The organism is Burkholderia sp. S-53 (assembly GCF_025560745.1).
Classification (GTDB): Bacteria; Pseudomonadota; Gammaproteobacteria; order Burkholderiales; family Burkholderiaceae; genus Burkholderia; species Burkholderia pyrrocinia.
In genome coordinates, this window is record NZ_CP090483.1 from 81,332 (window position 1) to 99,904 (window position 18,573).

General features: G+C 68.7%; 17 protein-coding genes. 5 read left to right on the forward strand and 12 right to left on the reverse strand.

The window, feature by feature from the left end:
• Nucleotides 1-168: 168 nt before the first annotated feature.
• Nucleotides 169-1,731 (forward strand): efflux transporter outer membrane subunit, encoded by a 1,563-nt coding sequence (locus LXM88_RS05410; RefSeq protein ID WP_262539292.1) that lies wholly within the window; start codon nt 169-171, stop codon nt 1,729-1,731.
• Between the two features lie 24 nt (nt 1,732-1,755).
• On the opposite strand, the gene LXM88_RS05415 is transcribed toward LXM88_RS05410, so the two are convergent.
• From LXM88_RS05415 to gspG, 8 genes are all read right to left on the reverse strand, one after another.
• Nucleotides 1,756-2,544, reverse strand: a complete 789-nt coding sequence (locus tag LXM88_RS05415; protein WP_262539293.1) for a type II secretion system protein N — start codon at nt 2,542-2,544, stop codon at nt 1,756-1,758.
• Between the two features lie 31 nt (nt 2,545-2,575).
• On the reverse strand, nt 2,576-3,082 hold the full coding sequence (locus LXM88_RS05420; protein ID WP_262539294.1) for a type II secretion system protein M: 507 nt from the start codon (nt 3,080-3,082) through the stop codon (nt 2,576-2,578).
• Entirely contained in the window at nt 3,079-4,458 is a 1,380-nt protein-coding gene (gspL, locus tag LXM88_RS05425) for a type II secretion system protein GspL (protein WP_262539295.1), read from the reverse strand. The genes LXM88_RS05420 and gspL overlap by 4 nt, the downstream gene beginning before the upstream one ends.
• A gap of 26 nt (nt 4,459-4,484) precedes the next feature.
• Nucleotides 4,485-5,615: a type II secretion system minor pseudopilin GspK gene (gene gspK / locus LXM88_RS05430; protein ID WP_262539296.1), complete on the reverse strand. Its 1,131-nt coding sequence runs from the start codon at nt 5,613-5,615 to the stop codon at nt 4,485-4,487.
• Between the two features lie 2 nt (nt 5,616-5,617).
• Nucleotides 5,618-6,277, reverse strand: a complete 660-nt coding sequence (locus LXM88_RS05435) for a PulJ/GspJ family protein (RefSeq protein ID WP_412524126.1) — start codon at nt 6,275-6,277, stop codon at nt 5,618-5,620.
• Nucleotides 6,278-6,284: 7 nt separating this feature from the next.
• The gene (gene gspI, locus LXM88_RS05440) at nt 6,285-6,638 is read right to left on the reverse strand and encodes a type II secretion system minor pseudopilin GspI (RefSeq protein ID WP_141684889.1); all 354 of its coding nucleotides are present in this window, start codon (nt 6,636-6,638) and stop codon (nt 6,285-6,287) included.
• Nucleotides 6,639-6,796: 158 nt separating this feature from the next.
• Nucleotides 6,797-7,360, reverse strand: a complete 564-nt coding sequence (locus tag LXM88_RS05445; RefSeq protein ID WP_262539298.1) for a GspH/FimT family pseudopilin — start codon at nt 7,358-7,360, stop codon at nt 6,797-6,799.
• A gap of 39 nt (nt 7,361-7,399) precedes the next feature.
• A complete protein-coding gene (gene gspG / locus LXM88_RS05450; protein ID WP_262539299.1) occupies nt 7,400-7,852 on the reverse strand; it encodes a type II secretion system major pseudopilin GspG in 453 nt (150 codons plus the stop codon).
• 175 nt (nt 7,853-8,027) lie between these two features.
• On the opposite strand from gspG, the gene LXM88_RS05455 reads away from it, so the two are divergent.
• Nucleotides 8,028-8,438, forward strand: coding sequence for a general secretion pathway protein GspC (locus LXM88_RS05455; RefSeq protein ID WP_262539300.1), 411 nt, complete (start codon nt 8,028-8,030; stop codon nt 8,436-8,438).
• 31 nt (nt 8,439-8,469) lie between these two features.
• Here LXM88_RS05455 and gspF read toward each other — a convergent pair whose 3' ends face one another.
• From gspF to gspD, 3 genes are read right to left on the reverse strand one after another with little or no spacing between them, the layout of a single operon-like run.
• The gene (gene gspF, locus LXM88_RS05460) at nt 8,470-9,687 is read right to left on the reverse strand and encodes a type II secretion system inner membrane protein GspF (RefSeq protein ID WP_034183807.1); all 1,218 of its coding nucleotides are present in this window, start codon (nt 9,685-9,687) and stop codon (nt 8,470-8,472) included.
• A 4-nt stretch (nt 9,688-9,691) separates the two neighbouring features.
• Nucleotides 9,692-11,191, reverse strand: a complete 1,500-nt coding sequence (gene gspE / locus LXM88_RS05465) for a type II secretion system ATPase GspE (RefSeq protein WP_262539301.1) — start codon at nt 11,189-11,191, stop codon at nt 9,692-9,694.
• Entirely contained in the window at nt 11,188-13,506 is a 2,319-nt protein-coding gene (gene gspD / locus LXM88_RS05470) for a type II secretion system secretin GspD (RefSeq protein ID WP_262539302.1), read from the reverse strand. The genes gspE and gspD overlap by 4 nt, the downstream gene beginning before the upstream one ends.
• A 366-nt stretch (nt 13,507-13,872) precedes the next feature.
• On the opposite strand from gspD, the gene LXM88_RS05475 reads away from it, so the two are divergent.
• Entirely contained in the window at nt 13,873-14,322 is a 450-nt protein-coding gene (locus LXM88_RS05475; protein ID WP_047899431.1) for a lytic transglycosylase domain-containing protein, read from the forward strand.
• A gap of 146 nt (nt 14,323-14,468) precedes the next feature.
• Entirely contained in the window at nt 14,469-15,782 is a 1,314-nt protein-coding gene (locus LXM88_RS05480; RefSeq protein WP_318654689.1) for a GTP-binding protein, read from the forward strand.
• Between the two features lie 128 nt (nt 15,783-15,910).
• On the opposite strand, the gene LXM88_RS05485 is transcribed toward LXM88_RS05480, so the two are convergent.
• On the reverse strand, nt 15,911-16,189 hold the full coding sequence (locus tag LXM88_RS05485) for an HU family DNA-binding protein (protein ID WP_006401505.1): 279 nt from the start codon (nt 16,187-16,189) through the stop codon (nt 15,911-15,913).
• Nucleotides 16,190-16,577: 388 nt separating this feature from the next.
• On the opposite strand from LXM88_RS05485, the gene mnmC reads away from it, so the two are divergent.
• Nucleotides 16,578-18,554: a bifunctional tRNA (5-methylaminomethyl-2-thiouridine)(34)-methyltransferase MnmD/FAD-dependent 5-carboxymethylaminomethyl-2-thiouridine(34) oxidoreductase MnmC gene (mnmC, locus tag LXM88_RS05490; RefSeq protein WP_262539340.1), complete on the forward strand. Its 1,977-nt coding sequence runs from the start codon at nt 16,578-16,580 to the stop codon at nt 18,552-18,554.
• The last annotated feature ends 19 nt before the right edge of the window (nt 18,555-18,573 follow it).

Sequence of the window (18,573 nt, forward strand, 5' to 3'; positions counted from 1 at the left end):
GCCGGTAAACCGGCCGCTCGCGCCGGTAACACATTCCGGCCGCCGCGCACCGTACCCTTAGGTCTGCGCAGCTTTCCCGCCGTCAGTTACCATTTGTCCGCCAGCGGCACAACGACCGCATCGCGCGACGCCGCTCGCCGGCCGTCGCGCCCAGACAGGAAAACCACGATGCCGTACGCCTCCCTCCCGCGCGCCCTTCGCCCGCTGAGCGCCGCCGTCGCCGTTGCGACGGCCGTGCTGCTCGCCGGCTGCGCCGTCGGGCCCGACTATCACCGGCCCGACACGTCGATCCCCGCCGCATTCAAGGAAGCGCCGGCCGGCTGGAAGGTCGCGCAGCCCGCCGATCGCGCCGACCGCGGCCCGTGGTGGACGGTCTACAACGATCCGCAGCTCGATGCGCTGATCGGCAAGCTCAATGCGTCGAACCAGACCATCGCGCAATCGGCGGCCGCGTACCGGCAGGCGCGCGCGCTCGTCACCGAGGCGCGCGCCGCGTATTTCCCGACCGTCGGGCTGACCGCGTCGGGCTCGCGCGCCCGCACGCCGCGCACGTCGAGCTCGTCGTCGAGTTTCGGCAGCGGCTCGTCCGGATCGATCGGCAACAGCTACAGCGTCGGCCTCGACGCGAGCTGGGAACCCGACCTGTGGGGCAAGGTGAGCCGTACCGTCAGCGCGCAGCGCGCCGGCGAAGCGGCCGCCGCGGCCGATCTCGCGAACGCGCGGCTGTCGCAGCAGGCGCTGCTCGCGCAAACCTATTTCCAGTTACGCGCGTCCGATGCGCTGCAGAAGCTGCTCGACGACACCGTGAAGTCGTACGCGCAGTCGCTGAAACTCACGCAGAACCAGTACGCGCAGGGCGTCGCCGCACGCGCGGACGTGATCCAGGCGCAGACGCAACTGCAGAGCGCACAGGCGGCGTCGATCGACAACGGCGTCGCGCGCGCGCAGTTCGAGCACGCGATCGCGACGCTGATCGGCGAACCGGCGTCGACTTTCTCGCTGCCGCCGAACCCGCTCGCGGCCGAGCCGCCGATCACGCCGGTCGACGTGCCGTCCGCGCTGCTCGAGCGCCGGCCCGACATCGCGGCGGCCGAGCGCCGCGCGGCATCCGCGAACGAGCAGATCGGCGTCGCGATCGCCGCGTTCTTCCCGACGCTCACGCTGTCGGCCACCGGCGGTGTCCAGAGCTCGGTGTGGTCGCAGCTGTTCACGCTGCCGGCGCGTTTCTGGACGGTCGGCCCGCAGCTTGCGGCCACGCTGTTCGACGCGGGGCTGCGCGCCGCGCAGACCGACGCCGCGCGCGCAACCTACGACCAGGACGTCGCCGCCTATCGCCTCGCGGTGCTCACCGCGTTCCAGGACGTCGAGGACAACCTCGCGTCGCAGCGCATCCTCGCGCAGGAAATCGACGTGCAGCGGCAGGCCGTCGACAGCGCCGAGCAAGCGCTCGCGATCGTCACGAACCAGTACAAGGCCGGCACGGTCGCGTACCTGAACGTGCTGACCGCGCAGACCACCGCGTTCGCCGCGCAGCAGAAGCTCACGACGATCGCCGGGCAGCGGATGACGTCGTCGGTCGGGCTCGTGAAGGCGCTCGGCGGCGGCTGGGATGCGTCGGACATGACGCGCGAGACGGGCGACATGGCTGCGCCGGCGCCCGTGCCGGCGTCCGGTGCGGCCGTGCCCGCGGCTACCGCGCCGTCGGCCGCCGCGCCGCTTGCGCAGAAGTAAGAAGGGAAGAGGGCGACGCGCGCGTCAGCGCATCGCGTCGCCGAAGATCAGCGAGACCTCGTTGTTCCCGATCGGGTGGCCGAGCAGGTTCAGCAGCCCCGCGAGGTTCGCCTGCTGCTCGGGCGCCGCATGCGCGCTGCCGCGGAACGATCCCTGGCCGGCGCCGAAATTGCCGTGCCCGTCGAGGAACAGCGGGCCCTGCGTCGTCGACAGGTCGAGGTCGGCGCCCGCCCCCTTCGCCTGCAGCACCGCGCGGTACGAACCGAGCGGCTTCACGCGCGATACGCGCGAACTCATCGAATCGATCGTCACCGTCAGCTGGCCGAACGCGTTGTTGCCGAACAGGCGCCAGTCGGTCCAGCCGACCCGCACGTCGCCCTGCAGGTCGAGCGTGTTGAACGGCGTGCCGAGCCCCGCGAGCAGCGACGCGGGCACGGCCATCGTGCCCGCCGACAGCACCGCGCCGCGCCACGTCGCATCGAGCGTGACGGCATCGGGCATCGCGTCGGTCTGGCGCATGCGCATCTGCACGCGCCCGGTCAGCAACGGCCAGAAGCGCGTGGTCCATTCGACCCGGCCCGGCAGCAGCGTCGCCGCGCTCTGGTCGGCGCCCGGCGCGAGCATCAGCGTGCCCGAGCCGTGCCACAACGATCCGTCCGGATCGACGAGATTCACGTGCCCGCCGGTCGCGCGCGCGAACTGCGGCGCGATCCATGCGGCCGGCGCGAGCGCGACGAGCGTCACCGCCGTCGCCAGTCCGCCCGCCAGTACCCACGGCAATGCGGTGGCGAGCCGCTTCGTCCACGGCCTCATCGGCCGACCGCCACTTGCGTCATCCACTGCGTCATTTCTGCGTCGACGGTTGCATCACGGCCGTCAGGTCGACCTGGCCATCTTCCTTCAATGCGGTTGCGTGCGCCTCGCCGACCTGCACCTTGAACTGCCGGCGCGCATCGTCGAGCCACTGCGTCCACGCCGGGAACGACACGTTCTTCATCTGGACCTGCACGCCGTTGCCGACGATCTGCACCTGCGCACCCTGCAGCCCGTGATCGGACAGCGACGCGGTCAGCGCGTCCTTCAGCGCGAGCCCGGTCGGCGCGACGCCCTGCGCGGCGGCCGACAGCGACTTCGCCTCGTTCGCCTGGGCGGTCATCTGCGCGAGTTCGCGGCGCATCGTCGGCAGCGCGCGCTGGATCCGTGCGCGGCCCTCCTGCGCGGGCGACCACAGCACCGAATACGCGATCGCGACTGCCAGCACGGTGCCGCCCCAGCCGAGCAGCATCTTCTCGCGCTGCGAGCGCTCACCCCAGAACTGGGTCAGCGTCTGGTTCAGTTGTTCCGTCTTCATGAGCGGCTCCGGATGGTCCATTTGCCCGTGTTGCTGTCGACTTCGCCGGACAGTCCGTTGCGCGCGAGGCGCTGCGTGAAATCTGGATCGACCTTGACCCCCGGCTTGAAGCCGACGTCGAGCCGCCGGTCGTGATAGTCGAGCGACGCGATGCCGTTCAGCGGCAGCGCGCCCATCGAGCGCGTCAGCCCGCTCGACAGCGCGAGGAAATCGTTCGGCGAAAGCTCGCCGGCCGCCAGGCGCAGCTGGTCGAGCTGGCGCTGCATCTGCGCGGGCGGATCGAGCACCGTCGTCGTCTTCGGGAATGCGGACAGCAGCGTCTCGGTGATCTGCGCGGACAACGCATCGCGTTCGCGCGACAGCTTCCACCAGTGCAGGTTCATCCCGATCACCGCGACGCCGAGCGTCGCCGCGACGAGTGCGAGCGGCACGCGCAGGCGCTTCACCGTCGCGCGGTCGAAGCGCCACGGCTGCGACTCGAATTCGAACTGGCACAGATCGAAACGCTCGGTCAGTGCGCACCGCGCGAACGTGTCGAACGACAGCGGCGCGGCGCCCGGCAGCAACGGGCCGTCGGTGCGGCCGACCGACGCGAGCCGCGGCTCCGCGCCCGGCTCGCCGAGTTCGTACAGTTCGACGTCGCCGCCGCCCGCGAGCGCGGCCAGCGTACCGGCCGCGCGCGCCGCGGGCGCCGCGAAGCCTTCGCCGAGCGCGCCGCGTGCGACCGCGAGTTCGAGGCGCGGCGCACCGGCCGCGGCCGGCAGCGCACCGGCTTCGACGAGTGCCGGTTCGACCGCCGTCGCGAGCCCGAGCACCGCGGCGACCGTCGCCGGGCGGGCGGGCGGCTCGACGGCGTCCGCGACGAGCGCGGCATCGGCAGCGTCGGCCGCTTCACCGTCCGCCGGCGCGGCCAACACCGTTTCGGCCGACGCACGCGGCGCCGGCAGGCAGCGGGTCGCGGGCACCGCGCTCAGGTGCCGGTGGCCGGCCGCCGCGAACGCGTCGCAGATCGCGCGGAACCACGCGCGATCGACGACGGCCAGCACGCGGCGCCCGTCGGGCAGCGCGGCCGGATCGAGCGCGATGTGGCAGCCGAGCGGATCCTGGATCAACTGATCCTCGACGATGTTGGGCAGCGCCTGGCGCAGCTTCGGCCCCTTGAGCGGCGGCACCTTCGCGGCCAGCAGCAGCACGTCGCGCGCGGCGACGATCAGCACCGTCGCATTCGCGCGCGGCAGCAGCGCGAGCGCGGCGCGGCCCGCGCGCTGCACGTGGCCGGCCTTGTCGACGAGCGTGAACGGCAGCTCGGGCCACTGCCATTCCTGCAACGGCACGGCAGGCTCGCGCGGCGGCAAAGAAACAATCAACGTGCTCACAAGAGCTCCTCTCCCGAATGGCGTCGTTATAGCTGGTCGCGGATACGCACGACCCGCGTCGAATGCGTGGTCGGATCACGATACACGAGCGACGTGCGATCGACCTCCGCTCGCTCGTGCTGGATTCGGCCGTGCACGATGAAATAGCTCGAATTGACGTCGACGAGGTTCGAGTCGATCGTCACGTTCGGCGCACCGGCGCCGCGCAGCGCGAGCTGCACGTCACCGACGTTGCGGAAAAACACGGTTTCGCGGCGCGACACGAGCGCCTGCGCGGACGACACGCTCATCCCCGGCACCAGCGCCGCGATCACCTCGGCCGGCGCGGTGTTCATGTTCACCGGCGTCGTGGTCGGCAGCACGGTGACGAACGGGCGCAGCCGCGCGACCATCTCGGGCGTCACGCCGTCGACGTCGAGCAGGCTGTCGGCGCTCGTCATCATCAACGGCGCGGGCCCGCGGTCGCCGCCGGACATGCCCGGCTCGTCGGTGAAGCCGCTGCCGCCCTGCTGGTCGGTGGTCACCGGCGCGGTGGCCGGCGCCGTGCCGCCGCCGCCGGGCAGCGTCGGCATCTGGAAGCGCGTCGCCGAATGCATGAGGCCCGCGCGCACCTGCAGCGCGATGCGCTTCGCGAACGCGCCGTCGTAGCCGAGCGTCGTCAGCAGGCGCTGGAACGCCTGCAGCTGCGTGACGTTCAGCTGCAGCACGCCGGGCGCGGGCGACGCCACGAGGTTGCGCAGGTTGAACTTCGCCTGCGCGTCCTCGATCGAGCCGGAGATATAGGTGTCTTCGCCGCCGTTGTCGTTGGGCGCACCGATCCGGCCGAGGAAGTCCGACAGCTTCGTCTTCGCGATCGGCACGCCCCAGATTCCGCCGAGATACGTGATGCCGGGCGCCGTGTCGCCTTCGGAGCGCAGGATCATCCGCGTCCAGTCGAGCGCGCCGCGCGCGACCCACTGCGCCTGCGCGATCACGCGCTGGTTTTCGATGCGGCGGATCTGCACCTGCTGGCGCCACAGCATCCCCGATACGAGGATCGCCGACAGCGCGACGACGAGCAGCGCGGTGATGATCGCGGCGCCGCGCTGGCGGCCGCGTGCATGCGCGCGCGCGGCGGCGCGGCGGGTGGAGAGCGGACGGTAAGGGCGCGTGCGCATCGTCATTCCCCGACGAGGAACACGCGCGTGACCGGCACGCGCAGCGACGTCGCGCCGATGCTGACCTGCAGCCCCGTCACCGCGCGCTGCGGCGGCGCGTTGCCGAGCTGCGGCACCTTGAGCGCATCGTTGTTCTGCGCGAGCGCTTCGTCGGCCGTCTGCAGGTTGGTGGTCCAGCCCACGCGCGGCACGTACAGCTTCGCGTCGATCGCGCCGACGCCGCCCATCAGCGCGACCCAGTTCCAGCCTTCGACGCTGCTGTCCTTCAGCACGCCTTGCAGCCGGTTCGCGTCGTCGATCGGCGCCGATGCATAGCGCACCACGCGCCCGCCGGCGATCCGGTAGCGCACCACCTGCAGCCGCGGCGCGGCGCCCGGCACGTCGAATTCGCGAACGATCTGCAGCGTATTGCCGGCGACGCCGATCGCCGGCTGGCCGGCCTCGTCGTCGGTCGCGGCAAGCCGCGCGTCGATGCGCATCTGGTCGAACATCTGCGCGAACACCCGCTCGTCTTCCATCGCGGACGCCACCTTGTCGCGGCCGCGCATGATCTGGTCGAGCCCGCGCCACGCGAGGATGGCCACCACCGCGAGGATCGCGATCGCGATCATCAGCTCGATCAGCGTGAAGCCCCGGGCGGGGCGCGCGTGCGGGCGTCGCATCGGCGCGTCAGAGCGGACGGCTGGTTTCATTCGCGACCACCGTCACCATCTGCGCGAGCACGCCGGAGCGCCCGGGCATGCTCACCGAAACCCGGACGCGCCGGAACACGGGATTCGGCGTGGCGCTCACGCTCTGCGTGCAGACGAGCTGCACGTTGCCTTGCGAACAGTCGAAACTCTGGTCGCCGATCTGCGGCCACGCATGTGTGAGGCGCAACTGCGCGAGCGCGTTGTCGGCGCTCCAGCCGGCCAGCAGCCGGTGATGGAGGTCGGACGCATTGGTCGCCATCGTGCCGACCGCGCGGATCGACGCGGCGAGCGCGACCGCGATGATCGCGAGCGCGACCAGCACCTCGATCATCGTGAAGCCGCGCCCCGCAGGAAGTCCCCTTGGAGGGCGCGCGCCGGGGAAACCGGACGCAGACCGGTTTCCGCACGAAGCGTCCCGCCCCGCAGGAAGTCCCGGCGGGGAATCGGAGTGCGATGAAGAAACGGGGAAGGGCAGGCGACGACGCATCGTCATTGCACCTCGTAGCGGCCGTTGCCGGTGCCGACGATCGTCGCGCTGCCGACGGCCGAATGCAGCGTCACGCGCACCGGCGTGTCGATGCTCTCGGTGCCGAACACGACGCGGTTCGCGCGCGTGTCGGAGCCCGGGTAGTCGATGTCGGCGCCCGTGACGCCGCCGTCCCAGTCGCGCGGGCGCAGCAGGTCGTCGCGCAGCGTGCGCCAGCCGTCGGGCGAGCTCACGTCGAAACGGAAGCCGTGCGCGGTCGGCTGCCACGCGATCGGACGCGCGCGCACCTGCGCTTCATCGCCGGCCGTCTCGAACAGCAGCGCGATGCGCTGCGCTTCCTCGCGCAGGTCGGTGCGCGGATTGCGCGTCAGCGACAGCGACGCGAGCGACACGAGCAGCCCTGCGATCACGAGCACGACCAGCATTTCGAGCAGCGTGAAGCCGCGCGCGCGCCGCACGCCGTGCTTCATCGGCCCGCCATCGGCGCGCGCCGATACGGACGGCGCCGCGCCGCGATGCACGCGGCAATCGCGGCCGCAGCGGGGAGTCGTGCGAATGGCGAGCATGAAGAGCGGGAACGAAGCGTCGGGACGATCAGCGCCGGCTTATTGCCACGAACCGATGTCGGAGTCGTTGTTCTCGCCGCCTTCCTTGCCGTCGGCACCGTAGCTGAATACGTCGATCTCGCCGTGCACCCCCGGGTTCAGGTACTTGTACCCGTTACCCCACGGATCGTTCGGCAGGCGCTCGAGGTAGCCGCCGTCCTTCCAGTTGTTCGGGATCGGATCGGTGGACGGCTTCTGGATCAGCGCGTTCAGGCCCTGCTCCTGGCTCGGATAACGGCCGTTGTCGAGACGGTACAGCTTGAGCGCCTGCATGATCGTGCCGATGTCCTGCTTCGCGGCGATGCGGCGCGCCTCGTCCGGGCGGCTCATGATCTTCGGCACGATCAGCGCCGCCAGGATCCCGAGGATCGCGACCACCACCATGATCTCGATCAGCGTGAAACCGCGCTGACGACGCACGGCCGCGTTGCGGCGAGTGATCCACGTTTGCATGACTGACTACCTCTTTCCAAAAAATGTCGTCGATTGAGTGACGCACCCGGCGCACCGGACGATGACCTGACGGCAACCTTCCGGACCCGCGGGCGCGGAGCACGCATTGTAAGGCGCGCATCGCCGAGGGCTTTCACCCAACGCAAATTTCATATACATCCGTACAATAGCGCGCATGAACGCGCTCTCGATCCGGATCCTTTCCCTAGCCCTCTTCGCGGGTTTGTGCGCGACGGCCACCTACTGGGTCGTCACGCTGTCGGCCCGCGAAGCGCCGCTGCCCGCCGCCGCCGCGCGGCTGCCGATCCGCACCGAGGACGCCGCGGCGCTCTTCGGCGGTCAGCTCGACAAGAATCCCGTGCAGGACATCCACCTGTTCGGCATCCTCGCGCTCGACCGCGGCGCCGCCGCGATCGTCGGCGTCGGCGGCGAACCGCCGCGCGCCGTGTCGCTCGGCGCGGACGTCACGCCTGGTGCGAAGCTCGCCGAAGTCCGCTCCCGCTCGATCGTCGTCGATCGCAACGGCGCCCGCGCCGAAATCCAGCTCCCGGCGAACACGCCGTCCCCCGCGATCTACATGCGCTGAACGGCGACGGCCTCACCAACCGGTCAGGCCGTCACTGCACCATGTTGTTCAGCTCGATGATCGGCAGCATCACGGCCAGCACGATCACGAGCACGATGCCGCCCATCGCCAGGATCAGCAGCGGCTCGAGCAGGCTCGTCAGGAACATCGTGCGGCGTTCGAGCTCGCGCGCTTCGCCTTCGGCCGCGCGATCCAGCATCGTCGTCACGTCGCCCGTCGCTTCGCCGGAACGGATCAGGTGCACGAGCACCGGCGGAAACGTCTTCACGTTGTTCAGCGCGCGCGACAGCGCGGAGCCTTCGCGCACGCGCACGATCGCATCGTCGATGTTCGCGCGCATCGCGCGGTTCGACAGCGTCTCGCCGGCCGCCTGCAACGCGCGCAGGATCGGCACGCCGGCCGCGGTGAGGATGCCGAGCGTGCTCGCGAAGCGCACCGTGTTGTAGCCGCGCACGAGCTTGCCCGCGAGCGGCGCGGTCAGCACCCAGCGGTCGAACGCGAGCCGCGGCCCGTCGCGCGACAGCGTCGCCTTCACGAACCACACGATCAGCGCGACCGCGATCAGGATCGCCCACCACCAGTGCCGCACGAATTCCGACAGCGCCATCATCACGACCGTGAGGATCGGCAACTGCTGTTTCGTACTCGCAAACACGTTGACGACCTGCGGCACCACGTAGCTCAGCAGGAACGTGACGATGCCGAACGCGATCAGCGTGACGATCCCCGGATACGTGAAGGCCAGCAGGATCTTCTGCTTCAGCGCGTTGCTCTGCTCGATGTAGTCGGCCAGGCGCGACAGCACGATGCCGAGCTTGCCCGTGTGCTCGCCCGCCGCGACGAGCGCGCGGTAGATTTCCGGAAAATCGCGCGGATGCTGGCCCAGCGCATTCGCGAGCGAATGGCCGCCGAGCACCTCGGCGCGGATCGCGGCCATCAGTTCGCGGATGTAGTCGCGTTCGGCCTGCTCGGTCAGCACGCCGAGCGCCTCGTCGAGCGGCAGCCCCGCGATCAGCAGGCTCGCGAGCTGGCGCGTGAGGATCGCCTGTTCGCGCTGCGACAGCTTGCGGCCGAACGCGAGCCGCTGCGTACGTGCGCCGCGCGTCGCGCTGGCGGCCGGCTCGACGACGAGCGGCGTGAGCCCCTGCGTGCGCAACTGGCCGCGCGCGGCACGCGCGCTGTCGGCATCGATGACGCCTTTCTGCGCGTGTCCCGCCGCATCGATCGCTTCGAAACGGAATGCCGGCATCGCGCTATGCGCCTCCCGTCACGCGCAACACTTCCTCGAGCGACGTCGCGCCGGCCGCGAGCCAGCGCTCCGCGTCGTCGCGCAGCGTGCGCATCCCTTCCGCGCGGCCGGTGGCCAGAATCTCGGCATCGGCCGCGTTGCGATGGATCAGCGAGCGGATCGAGTCGTCGACCAGCAGCAGTTCGTATACGCCGCGCCGGCCCGCGTACCCCGAATGCCCGCACTTGTCGCAGCCGACCGGATGCCACACGGTACGGCCGTCCTCGTGCCGCTCTTCCTTGCAGACGGGGCAGAGCTGCCGCACCAGGCGCTGCGCGAGCACGCCGAGCAGCGACGACGCGAGCAGGTACGGCTCGACGCCCATGTCGGTCAGGCGCGTGACGGCCGAAGCCGCATCGTTCGTGTGCAGCGTCGCGAGCACGAGGTGGCCCGTCAGCGACGCCTGCACCGCGATCTGCGCGGTTTCGAGGTCGCGGATTTCGCCGATCATGATCACGTCCGGATCCTGGCGCAGGATCGAGCGCAGCGCACGGGCAAAGGTCATCCCGATCCGCTCGTTCACCTGCGTCTGGCCGATGCCGCCGAGGTCGTACTCGATCGGGTCCTCGACGGTCATGATGTTGGTCGTCGCGGTTTCGAGCCGCGACATCGACGCATACAGCGTGGTCGTCTTGCCCGAGCCCGTCGGGCCCGTGACGAGCACGATGCCGTGCGGTCGCGCGATCAGCTTGTCGAACTGGACGAGCGTGTCGCGGCCCATCCCGAGCGCTTCGAGGTTCAGGCGCTTCGCATCCTTTTCCAGCAGACGCAGCACCGCGCGCTCGCCGTGCCCGGTCGGCAGCGTCGACACGCGCACGTCGACCGGCCGGCCGCCGACGCGCAGCGTGATGCGGCCGTCCTGCGGCAGGCGTTTCTCGGCAATGTCGAGCTGCGCCATGATCTTGATCCGCGAGATCAGTGCGCCGTGCAGCGCCTTCTTCGGGCGCACGACGTCGCGCAGCGTGCCGTCGACGCGAAAACGCACGACGGACGAATTCTCGAACGGCTCGATGTGAATGTCCGACGCCTGTTCGCGCGCCGCTTGCGTGAGCAGCGCATTGATCATCCGGATGATCGGCGCGTCGTCTTCCGATTCGAGCAGATCCTCGACTTCGGGGATGTCCTGCATCAGCCGCGACAGGTCGACTTCGCCTTCGACCTCGCCGACCACCTGCGCGGCGCTGCCGTCCTGGCGCGCGTATGCCTGGTTGATCGCCTGCGCGAGCTCGTCGGCCGGCACGCGGTGCACGGAAATCGAGCCGAAGTTGCGCGCGATCTCCGCGAGCGCGGCGTCGCTCGTGCGTTCGCTGATCCACACCTCGAGCGTGTCGTCGAGCTGGTGCGCGATCAGCACCTGGCCGCTCTTCGCGAAGCCGTACGGCAACAGGCGCGCGGCGAGCGGCGACGGCGGCTGCCGTTCGCCCGGCGCGCCGTCGTGGGCGGAAGACGCGAGCACGTCGGTCACTGCGATGCTCCCGGCGTGGCGGTCAGCGGCTGTTGCGGCACCGTCTGCTGCGGCACGCTCTGCGGCTGCGCCGGCGCCTGTTGGGGCGCGGGCGGCGGTGTCACCTGGCGTTGCATCTGCTGGCGGCGCATCTTGTCGAGATCGAACAGGTTCCCGGCCGGCGTGCCGCCCTGGCTCGGGCCGAGCGGCATCGGCGGGACGACCGGATCGTCCTTGTCGCGGATCACGTTGTTATCCGACTTGTATGCGCCCGTCACGCCCTGGATGTAGTCGTAGCGGTTGGCCGTGACTGCCTGCGCGGTACTGCGATCGGAGATGATCACGGGGCGCAGGAACACCATCAGGTTGGTCTTCTGGCGCTGCTTCGATTCCGAACGGAACAACTGGCCGATCCACGGGATGTCGCCGAGCAGCGGCACCTTGCTGTTCGACACCTGGTAGTTGTCCTGCATCAAACCGCCGAGCACGATGATCTCGCCGTTGTCCGCCAGGATCGTCGACTGGATCGAGCGCTTCGTGAAGGTCGGGCCGGTCTGCGCGCTCGTGGTACCGCTGACGACCGCCGAATCTTCCGTGTAGAGCTGCAGCTTCAGGATCCCGCCGTCGGTGATCTGCGGCTTCACGTGCAGCGTCAGGCCGACGTCGCGACGGTCGTAGGTGTTGAACGCATTGCTCGTCGTGCCGCTCGTCAGGTTCGAATACGAACCGGTCGCGATCGGCACGTTCTGGCCGACGACGATCTTCGCTTCCTCGTTGTCGAGCGTGATCAGGTTCGGCGTCGACAGCACGTTCGCGTCGCTCACGCCGGCGAAATACTGCAGCAGCGCGCCGAGCCCCTGCACGCCGAACATGTTGTGCAGCCAGCCGATGTTGAGGCCCTGGTTCAGGTTCGCGAGGTTGGCCGCGAGCCCGGTGGTGGCCGCCGTGCCGCCCGTCGTCAGGTTGATGATGCTGTTGCCCGCGACGCTGCCGGCCGTTGCCGCCAGGTTCGTGCCGCCGAGAAACTGACCGCTCGCCACCTGCCACTGGATGCCGAGGTTGCCCTGCGTCGTCGAGTTCAGCTCGACGATCAGCGCTTCGATATAGACCTGCGCGCGCCGCGCGTCGAGCTGGTCGATCACCGAGCGCAGGTTCCGGTAAACCGGATCGGACGCGGTGATGATCAGCGAGTTGGTCGCCGCGTCGGCCTGGATCATCCCGCCCGGCTGGTTGTCGTCGCTTTTGTCCTTGTCGCCGCCGAGCAGGCCGGCGGTGCCGAGGCCGCCGCTGCCGGACGTGCCGCCGTACCCCGACGAGGACGACGAGCCGCCGAGGCCGCCCGACGGCAGCGGCGGCGTGCCGGACGTGCCGGTCGAGAAGTTGCCGCTCGACGACGAGCCGCCGCTCTGGTTGAAGCTGTTCGCATCGTTGGACGACGCCGACGAGCCGCTGTCGTTGCCGCTCTTGCCGAGCATCCCGCGCAGCGTCTTCGCGAGCTTCACCGCATCGGCGTTGCGCAGCGGCACGACGTGCATGTTGCCGGGCACGGCGCTCGGCGCGTCGAGCTGCTGCACGAGGCGCTTTGCGGCCGCGAGGCGCGAGGCGCTCGACGCACGCAGCATCAGCGAGTTGGTACGCGGGTCGGCCGTGACCGACACCTTCAGCGTTGCGTCGCTGTTGCCGATCGCGCCCGGGTCGAGCATTTTCTGCAGTTGTGCGGCGAGGTCGATCGCGTTCGCGTTGCGCAGCGGAATGACCTGCACCTGCGCACCCGCGGCGCTGTCGACGCCCGAGATGATCTGCGCGATGCGGCGCACGTTGTCCGCGTAGTCGGTCACGACGATCGTGTTGTTCGCCGGGTAGGCCGTCACCGTGTTGTTCGGCGAGATCAGCGGCCGCAGCACGGGCAGCAGGTTGTTCGCCGATTCATTGTGCAGCTCGAACACCTGCGTGATCACCTGGTCGCCGCGCGCCTGCGGCGCATTGCCGACATAGGTCGGCACGCCCTGCAGCTTCGCGTCGGCCTCGGGCACGACCTTCAGCACGCCGTGATCCTGCACGAGCGCGAAGCCCTGCATGCGCAGCGCCGACTGCAGCGTCTTCAGCGCCTGGTCTTCCGGCACCGGACGTTCGGCAACGAGGTTGAGCTGCCCCTTCACACGGGGGTCGACGATGATGGTCTTGCCGGTTGCGGCGCCGATCGCTTTCGCGACCTGGTCGATATCCGCATTCACGAAGTTGAGCGTGACCTGAGCGTAGGCGGCCTGCGAGACGATGATGCCGGCGACGATCAGGGTCGTGGCGACGCGCCGCATAACGAAGCGATTTCTTGTCATGGATAAATGGGTCGATGCCGGCTCAGGCCACTTCCGGCGGTAGTGCTGGGATCCAAGTCCGAAAGAGGCGACATTAGCAGTTTTTCATGTCCGAAATATCACATTGATCCGAAGACTGTCTCACATACGACATGTATCCGGCGAGCCGTATGCAATATGTAAGATTCGGTGCTATATCGGCATGCCGGCCATCGCCCCCGTTTCGCGATGAACCGACACGGAAATACGGTATAACCCGGCTGTCGTATTTCCGCATGTCGCAACCTGACGGGCTGTCGGTATGATAAGGGCGACGTGTTTCTCGTCGCACGAATAACAGGCACGGGTTTTCCCGACCATTGCGCAATTCCTTTTCGTTTTCGCACCATGAACAGACGGTTCGCTTCGATTGCGTTGATTGCCGCAGGCGCGTGGTTCGCCAGCGCAAACGCACGCGCGGATTGTTTCGACGAGGCCGCGAAATACCAGCAGGTCAATCCGCTGATCCTGCGCGCAATCGCGTGGCAGGAATCTCGCAACCGGCCCGGTGCGCTGAACAAGAACACGAACGGCTCGATCGACTACGGCCTGATGCAGATCAATTCGATCCACCTGACGACGCTGTCGCGCTACGGGATCGACCGCGGCACGCTGATGGAACCGTGCAAGAACGTGTATATCGCCGCGTGGCACCTGAAACAGAAGATGAACCGCTACGGCAACACGTGGCAGGCCGTCGGCGCCTATCATTCCGAAACGCCGTCGCTGCGCGACAAGTACGCGCGGCAGATCGCCGGCATCCTGACGCAGTGGAAGCTGCTGCCGCCCGCGCCATGACGCCGCATCGCATCGCAGCCTGACGCGGTGCCGGCCGGCCGGCGCGCGTTTGATGCACAATGCGGGCTCACGCCGCAGGTTCGCCCGTCCGCGGGCCGATCACGCCCCGGAAGGGTGCCGCGGCCGCTTTTTCATCTTTTCCGTTGGTGTGTACCGCAATGAACCAGCCGTTGCCCGTCACCGTGCTGTCCGGCTTCCTCGGCGCCGGCAAGACCACGCTGCTCAATCACATCCTCGCGAACCGCGCGGGCCTGAAAGTCGCCGTGATCGTCAACGATCTCGCGGCGGTCAACATCGACGCGTCGCTCGTGCGCGACGCGCAGGCGCTGTCGCAAGTCGAGGAACGCCTCGTCGAAATGTCGAACGGCTGCATCTGCTGCACGCTGCGCGACGACCTGCTCGTCGAGATCCGCAACCTCGCGTCCGAAGGCCGCTTCGACGCGATCATGATCGAATCGACCGGTATCGCGGAGCCGATGCCGATCGCCGAGACCTTCACGTTCGTCGACGACGACGGCGAGTCGCTGTCGAAAATCGCGCGGCTCGACACGCTCGTCACCGTGGTCGACGCGTACAACTTCCTGCGCGACTACGGTTCCGACGATGCACTCGCGACGCGCGGCATCGCCGCGTCGGAACAAGACGACCGCACGCTCGTCGAGCTGCTGATCGAGCAGATCGAATTCTGCGACGTGCTGGTAATCAACAAGGCCGACCTCGTCGGTGCCGACGAACTCGCACGCCTGCAGCACATCCTCGCGCGGCTCAATCCGCGCGCGCACCAGGTCGTGTCGACGTTCGGCGACGTGCCGCTCGACGAAGTGCTGAACACGGGCCGCTTCGATTTCGACGAGGCCGCGAATGCGCCGGGCTGGCTCGCGTCGCTCGATCGCGATCACACGCATTGCGACGACCCCGACTGCCATGATGAACATCATGCGCACGTGCACGGCGAAGCCGACGAATTCGGGATCGGCAATTTTGTTTACCGTGCGCGCCGGCCGTTCCATCCGGCACGACTCTGGGCGCTGCTGCATCAGGAGTGGCAGGGCGTGCTGCGCAGCAAGGGCTTCTTCTGGCTCGCGACGCGCAACGACATCGCGGGCTCGCTGTCGCAGGCGGGCGGCGTGTGCCGGCATGGACCGGCGGGTCTCTGGTGGGCCGCGCAAGAGCGCGCGGAATGGCCGGACGACGACGAGCTGCTCGCCGAGATCCGCGCCGAATGGCACGGCGATCTCGACGATCGCACAGTCGGCGATCGCCGGCAGGAACTCGTGCTGATCGGCATCGCGCTCGACGCCGATGCATGGCGCGAGAAACTCGACGCGTGCCTGCTGACCGATGCGGAATTCGCGGTCGGTGCAGCGGAATGGAGCGCGTTCGACGATCCGTTCCCGGCGTGGGATGTCGATTCGCACGACGACGACGATCACGGCGACACGCAAATCGTGCATGCCTGACGGCTCGGTAACGGCTTGTAAAACAACCGTTAAATCTTGCAAGAGTGGCGCGGACTGTGGCGAAAATGCCGCGCGCGCCCAACAAAAAACCCGCCGAGAGGCGGGTTTTTCCTGGAACAGGCGCTGGTTTAACGCTTGTTGACGGCGTCCTTGAACGCCTTGCCAGCCGTGAACTTGACCGTCTTGGCTGCCGGGATCTTGATGGTTTCGCCGGTCTTCGGGTTGCGGCCCGTACGTGCTGCGCGCTTGCCCGAACCGAAGCTGCCGAAGCCGATCAGCTGAACCGCATCACCCTTCGACACGGCCTTCTTGATGACTTCGAGCAGCGTGTCCAGCGTTTCGCCGGTTTGAGCCTTGCTGGCGCCCGTTTGGGCGGCGACGGCGTCGATCAGTTCCTGTTTGTTCATTAAGGTTCCTTTATCAGGTTAGGTTGACACGAACAGCGCGAACGCGCCGATTATACGTGCGCGAACCGTGCCGTCGAGAGTCAGACTCCGACGGCACAGCGCCGAATCCTGGCCCGCGCGACGCGCCCACCGGCTTGCCGGCGGCCACCCCGCGGTACGGCGTTGCTATGATAGCGCAGCGCAAACCCAATAACGACAAGGGTTTCAAAGATTTTCATCGGTATTTCGCCGAATGAATCGTCGATTGCCCGTTTTTTGACCAGCGCCAACCGGACAGGATACGCAGCGCGGTCCGACCGTGCGTCGCCTCGTTGGCTTTTTCCAACGGCCGCTCGGACGGCCCCGCGCAATCCCTTGCCAGGCTTGGCTGCCACGTTTTTTGTTTCGCATGCCCGACCGACTTGTTCCCGCCACGCTCGCGCTTCGCGACGACGGCACGCTCGTTTCGCCCGAGTACGGCGACCTCCATCGCGACGCGTCAAGCGTGCTCGCACATCGCATGTTCGTCTCCGACAACGGGCTGCCGGCGCGCTGGCAGGACCGCCGCACGTTCACGATCGTCGCAACGGGATTCGGCACGGGCAGCCACTTCCTCGCGACATGGGCCGCGTGGCGCGACGATCCGGCGCGCTGCGAGCGGCTGCATTTCGTCGCGGTCGAGCAGCATCCGTTCTCGCGCGACGACCTGCGCCGTGCGATCTTGCATATCGTTGCTAACACAACCATATCGGCCGACGTGGATGCATTGATCGACGCGTGGCCCATGGTCGTTCCGGGCCTGCACCGGCTCGAATTCGACGAAGGGCGCGTGGTACTCACGCTCGCGTTCGGCAACGTGATCGACATGTTGACGAAGCTCGTCGCGCGCGCCGACGCGTTCTGTCTTGGCGGCTTCACGTCGTCGGACGAAGCCGATCTCCGTTCGACCGACCTGGTTCGCGCACTGAGTAAAATCGCCGGCGAACACGCAACGTTTGCGGCGGATACGAATTCCGATGCGTTGAAACACGCGCTCGGCGAATCGGGTTTCACGTATCGCGAAGTCGACGATCGGCTCGTCGGCGAATATGCACCGCGCTGGCGAGCGCGCCGGCACGAGCCGCCGCGCGCACTGCCCGTTGCGGCGCGCCGTGCGATCGTGATCGGTGCGGGTCTGGCCGGCTGCGCGGTCGTCGAGCGCCTGGCCACGCGCGGCTGGGACGTCACGCTGATCGAGCGGCACGAACGGATCGCAAGCGAAGCGTCAGGCAATCCGGCCGGCGTATTCCATCCGCTGATGACACGCGACGACAACGTCGCAAGCCGGCTCACGCGCGGCGGCTTCCTGCACGCGATCGCACGCTGGCGCGCACTCGAACGCGCGGGTCATGCGTTCGCGCGCAGCACGCACGGAATGATCCATCTCGCCGAATCGGCAGACGACTTCGCGCGGATGCGCGACGCATTCGATGCGTTCGGCGCGCCGTCCGACTATGTATCGCTGCTCGATACCGAGGCCGCTCGTGCCCATCTGAACCTGCCGGTCGCGCATGGCGGCCTGCTGTTTCCGCACGGCGGCGCCGTCTGGCCGGCCGGGCTGTGCGCGGCGCAATGCGCGGCGGCCGGCGAACGCGTGCGCTTGCTCGCGTCCACCGGCGTCGCGCGGCTCGAGCGGCGGGGCGACGCATGGCATGCGCTCGATGCGGCTGGCGGCACGCTGGCCGAAGCGCCCGTCGTCGTGCTCGCGAACGCGGGCGACGCCGCGCGTCTCGCGGGCCTGCAGCATGTCGCGCTGCAACCGGTGCGCGGCCAGCTCACGCTGCTGCCGCCGGGCAGCACGGCGCCGCTGCCGTGCCCGGCGATCGGCGACGGTTACGCGGTGCCGCTCGACGACGGCACGCTGCTGATCGGTGCGACATTCGAACCCGACGACGTCGATCCCGCGATGCGCGCGACCGGCCACGTCGATCCCGCGATGCGCGCGACCGGCCACGTCGAAAACCTCGACCGCGTGCGGCACCTGCTGCCGGGCCTGATCGGCGACGTTCCGGATCTCGACACGCTGCGCGGCCGCGTTGCATTCCGCTGGGTCGTCGGCGATCGCCTGCCGCTGATCGGCCCGCTCGCGGACGAAGCGCAGGCCGTCGCGAACGCCCGCGCGCTGAGCGGTGCAAAGGCGCGCGACCTGCCGCGCATGCCCGGCCTCTACGGCGCATTCGGCTTTGGCTCGCGCGGCCTCGTGTGGGCGGCGCTCGGCGCCGAACTGATCGCATCGCAACTCGAAGGCGAGCCGTGGCCGCTCGAGCGCGAACTCGCCGAAGCCGTCGATCCCGCACGCTTCCTGATCCGCGCACTGCGCGCGCGCCGCGTCGGCTCCACCGGCTGACCGGCTGCCCCGATCGCTC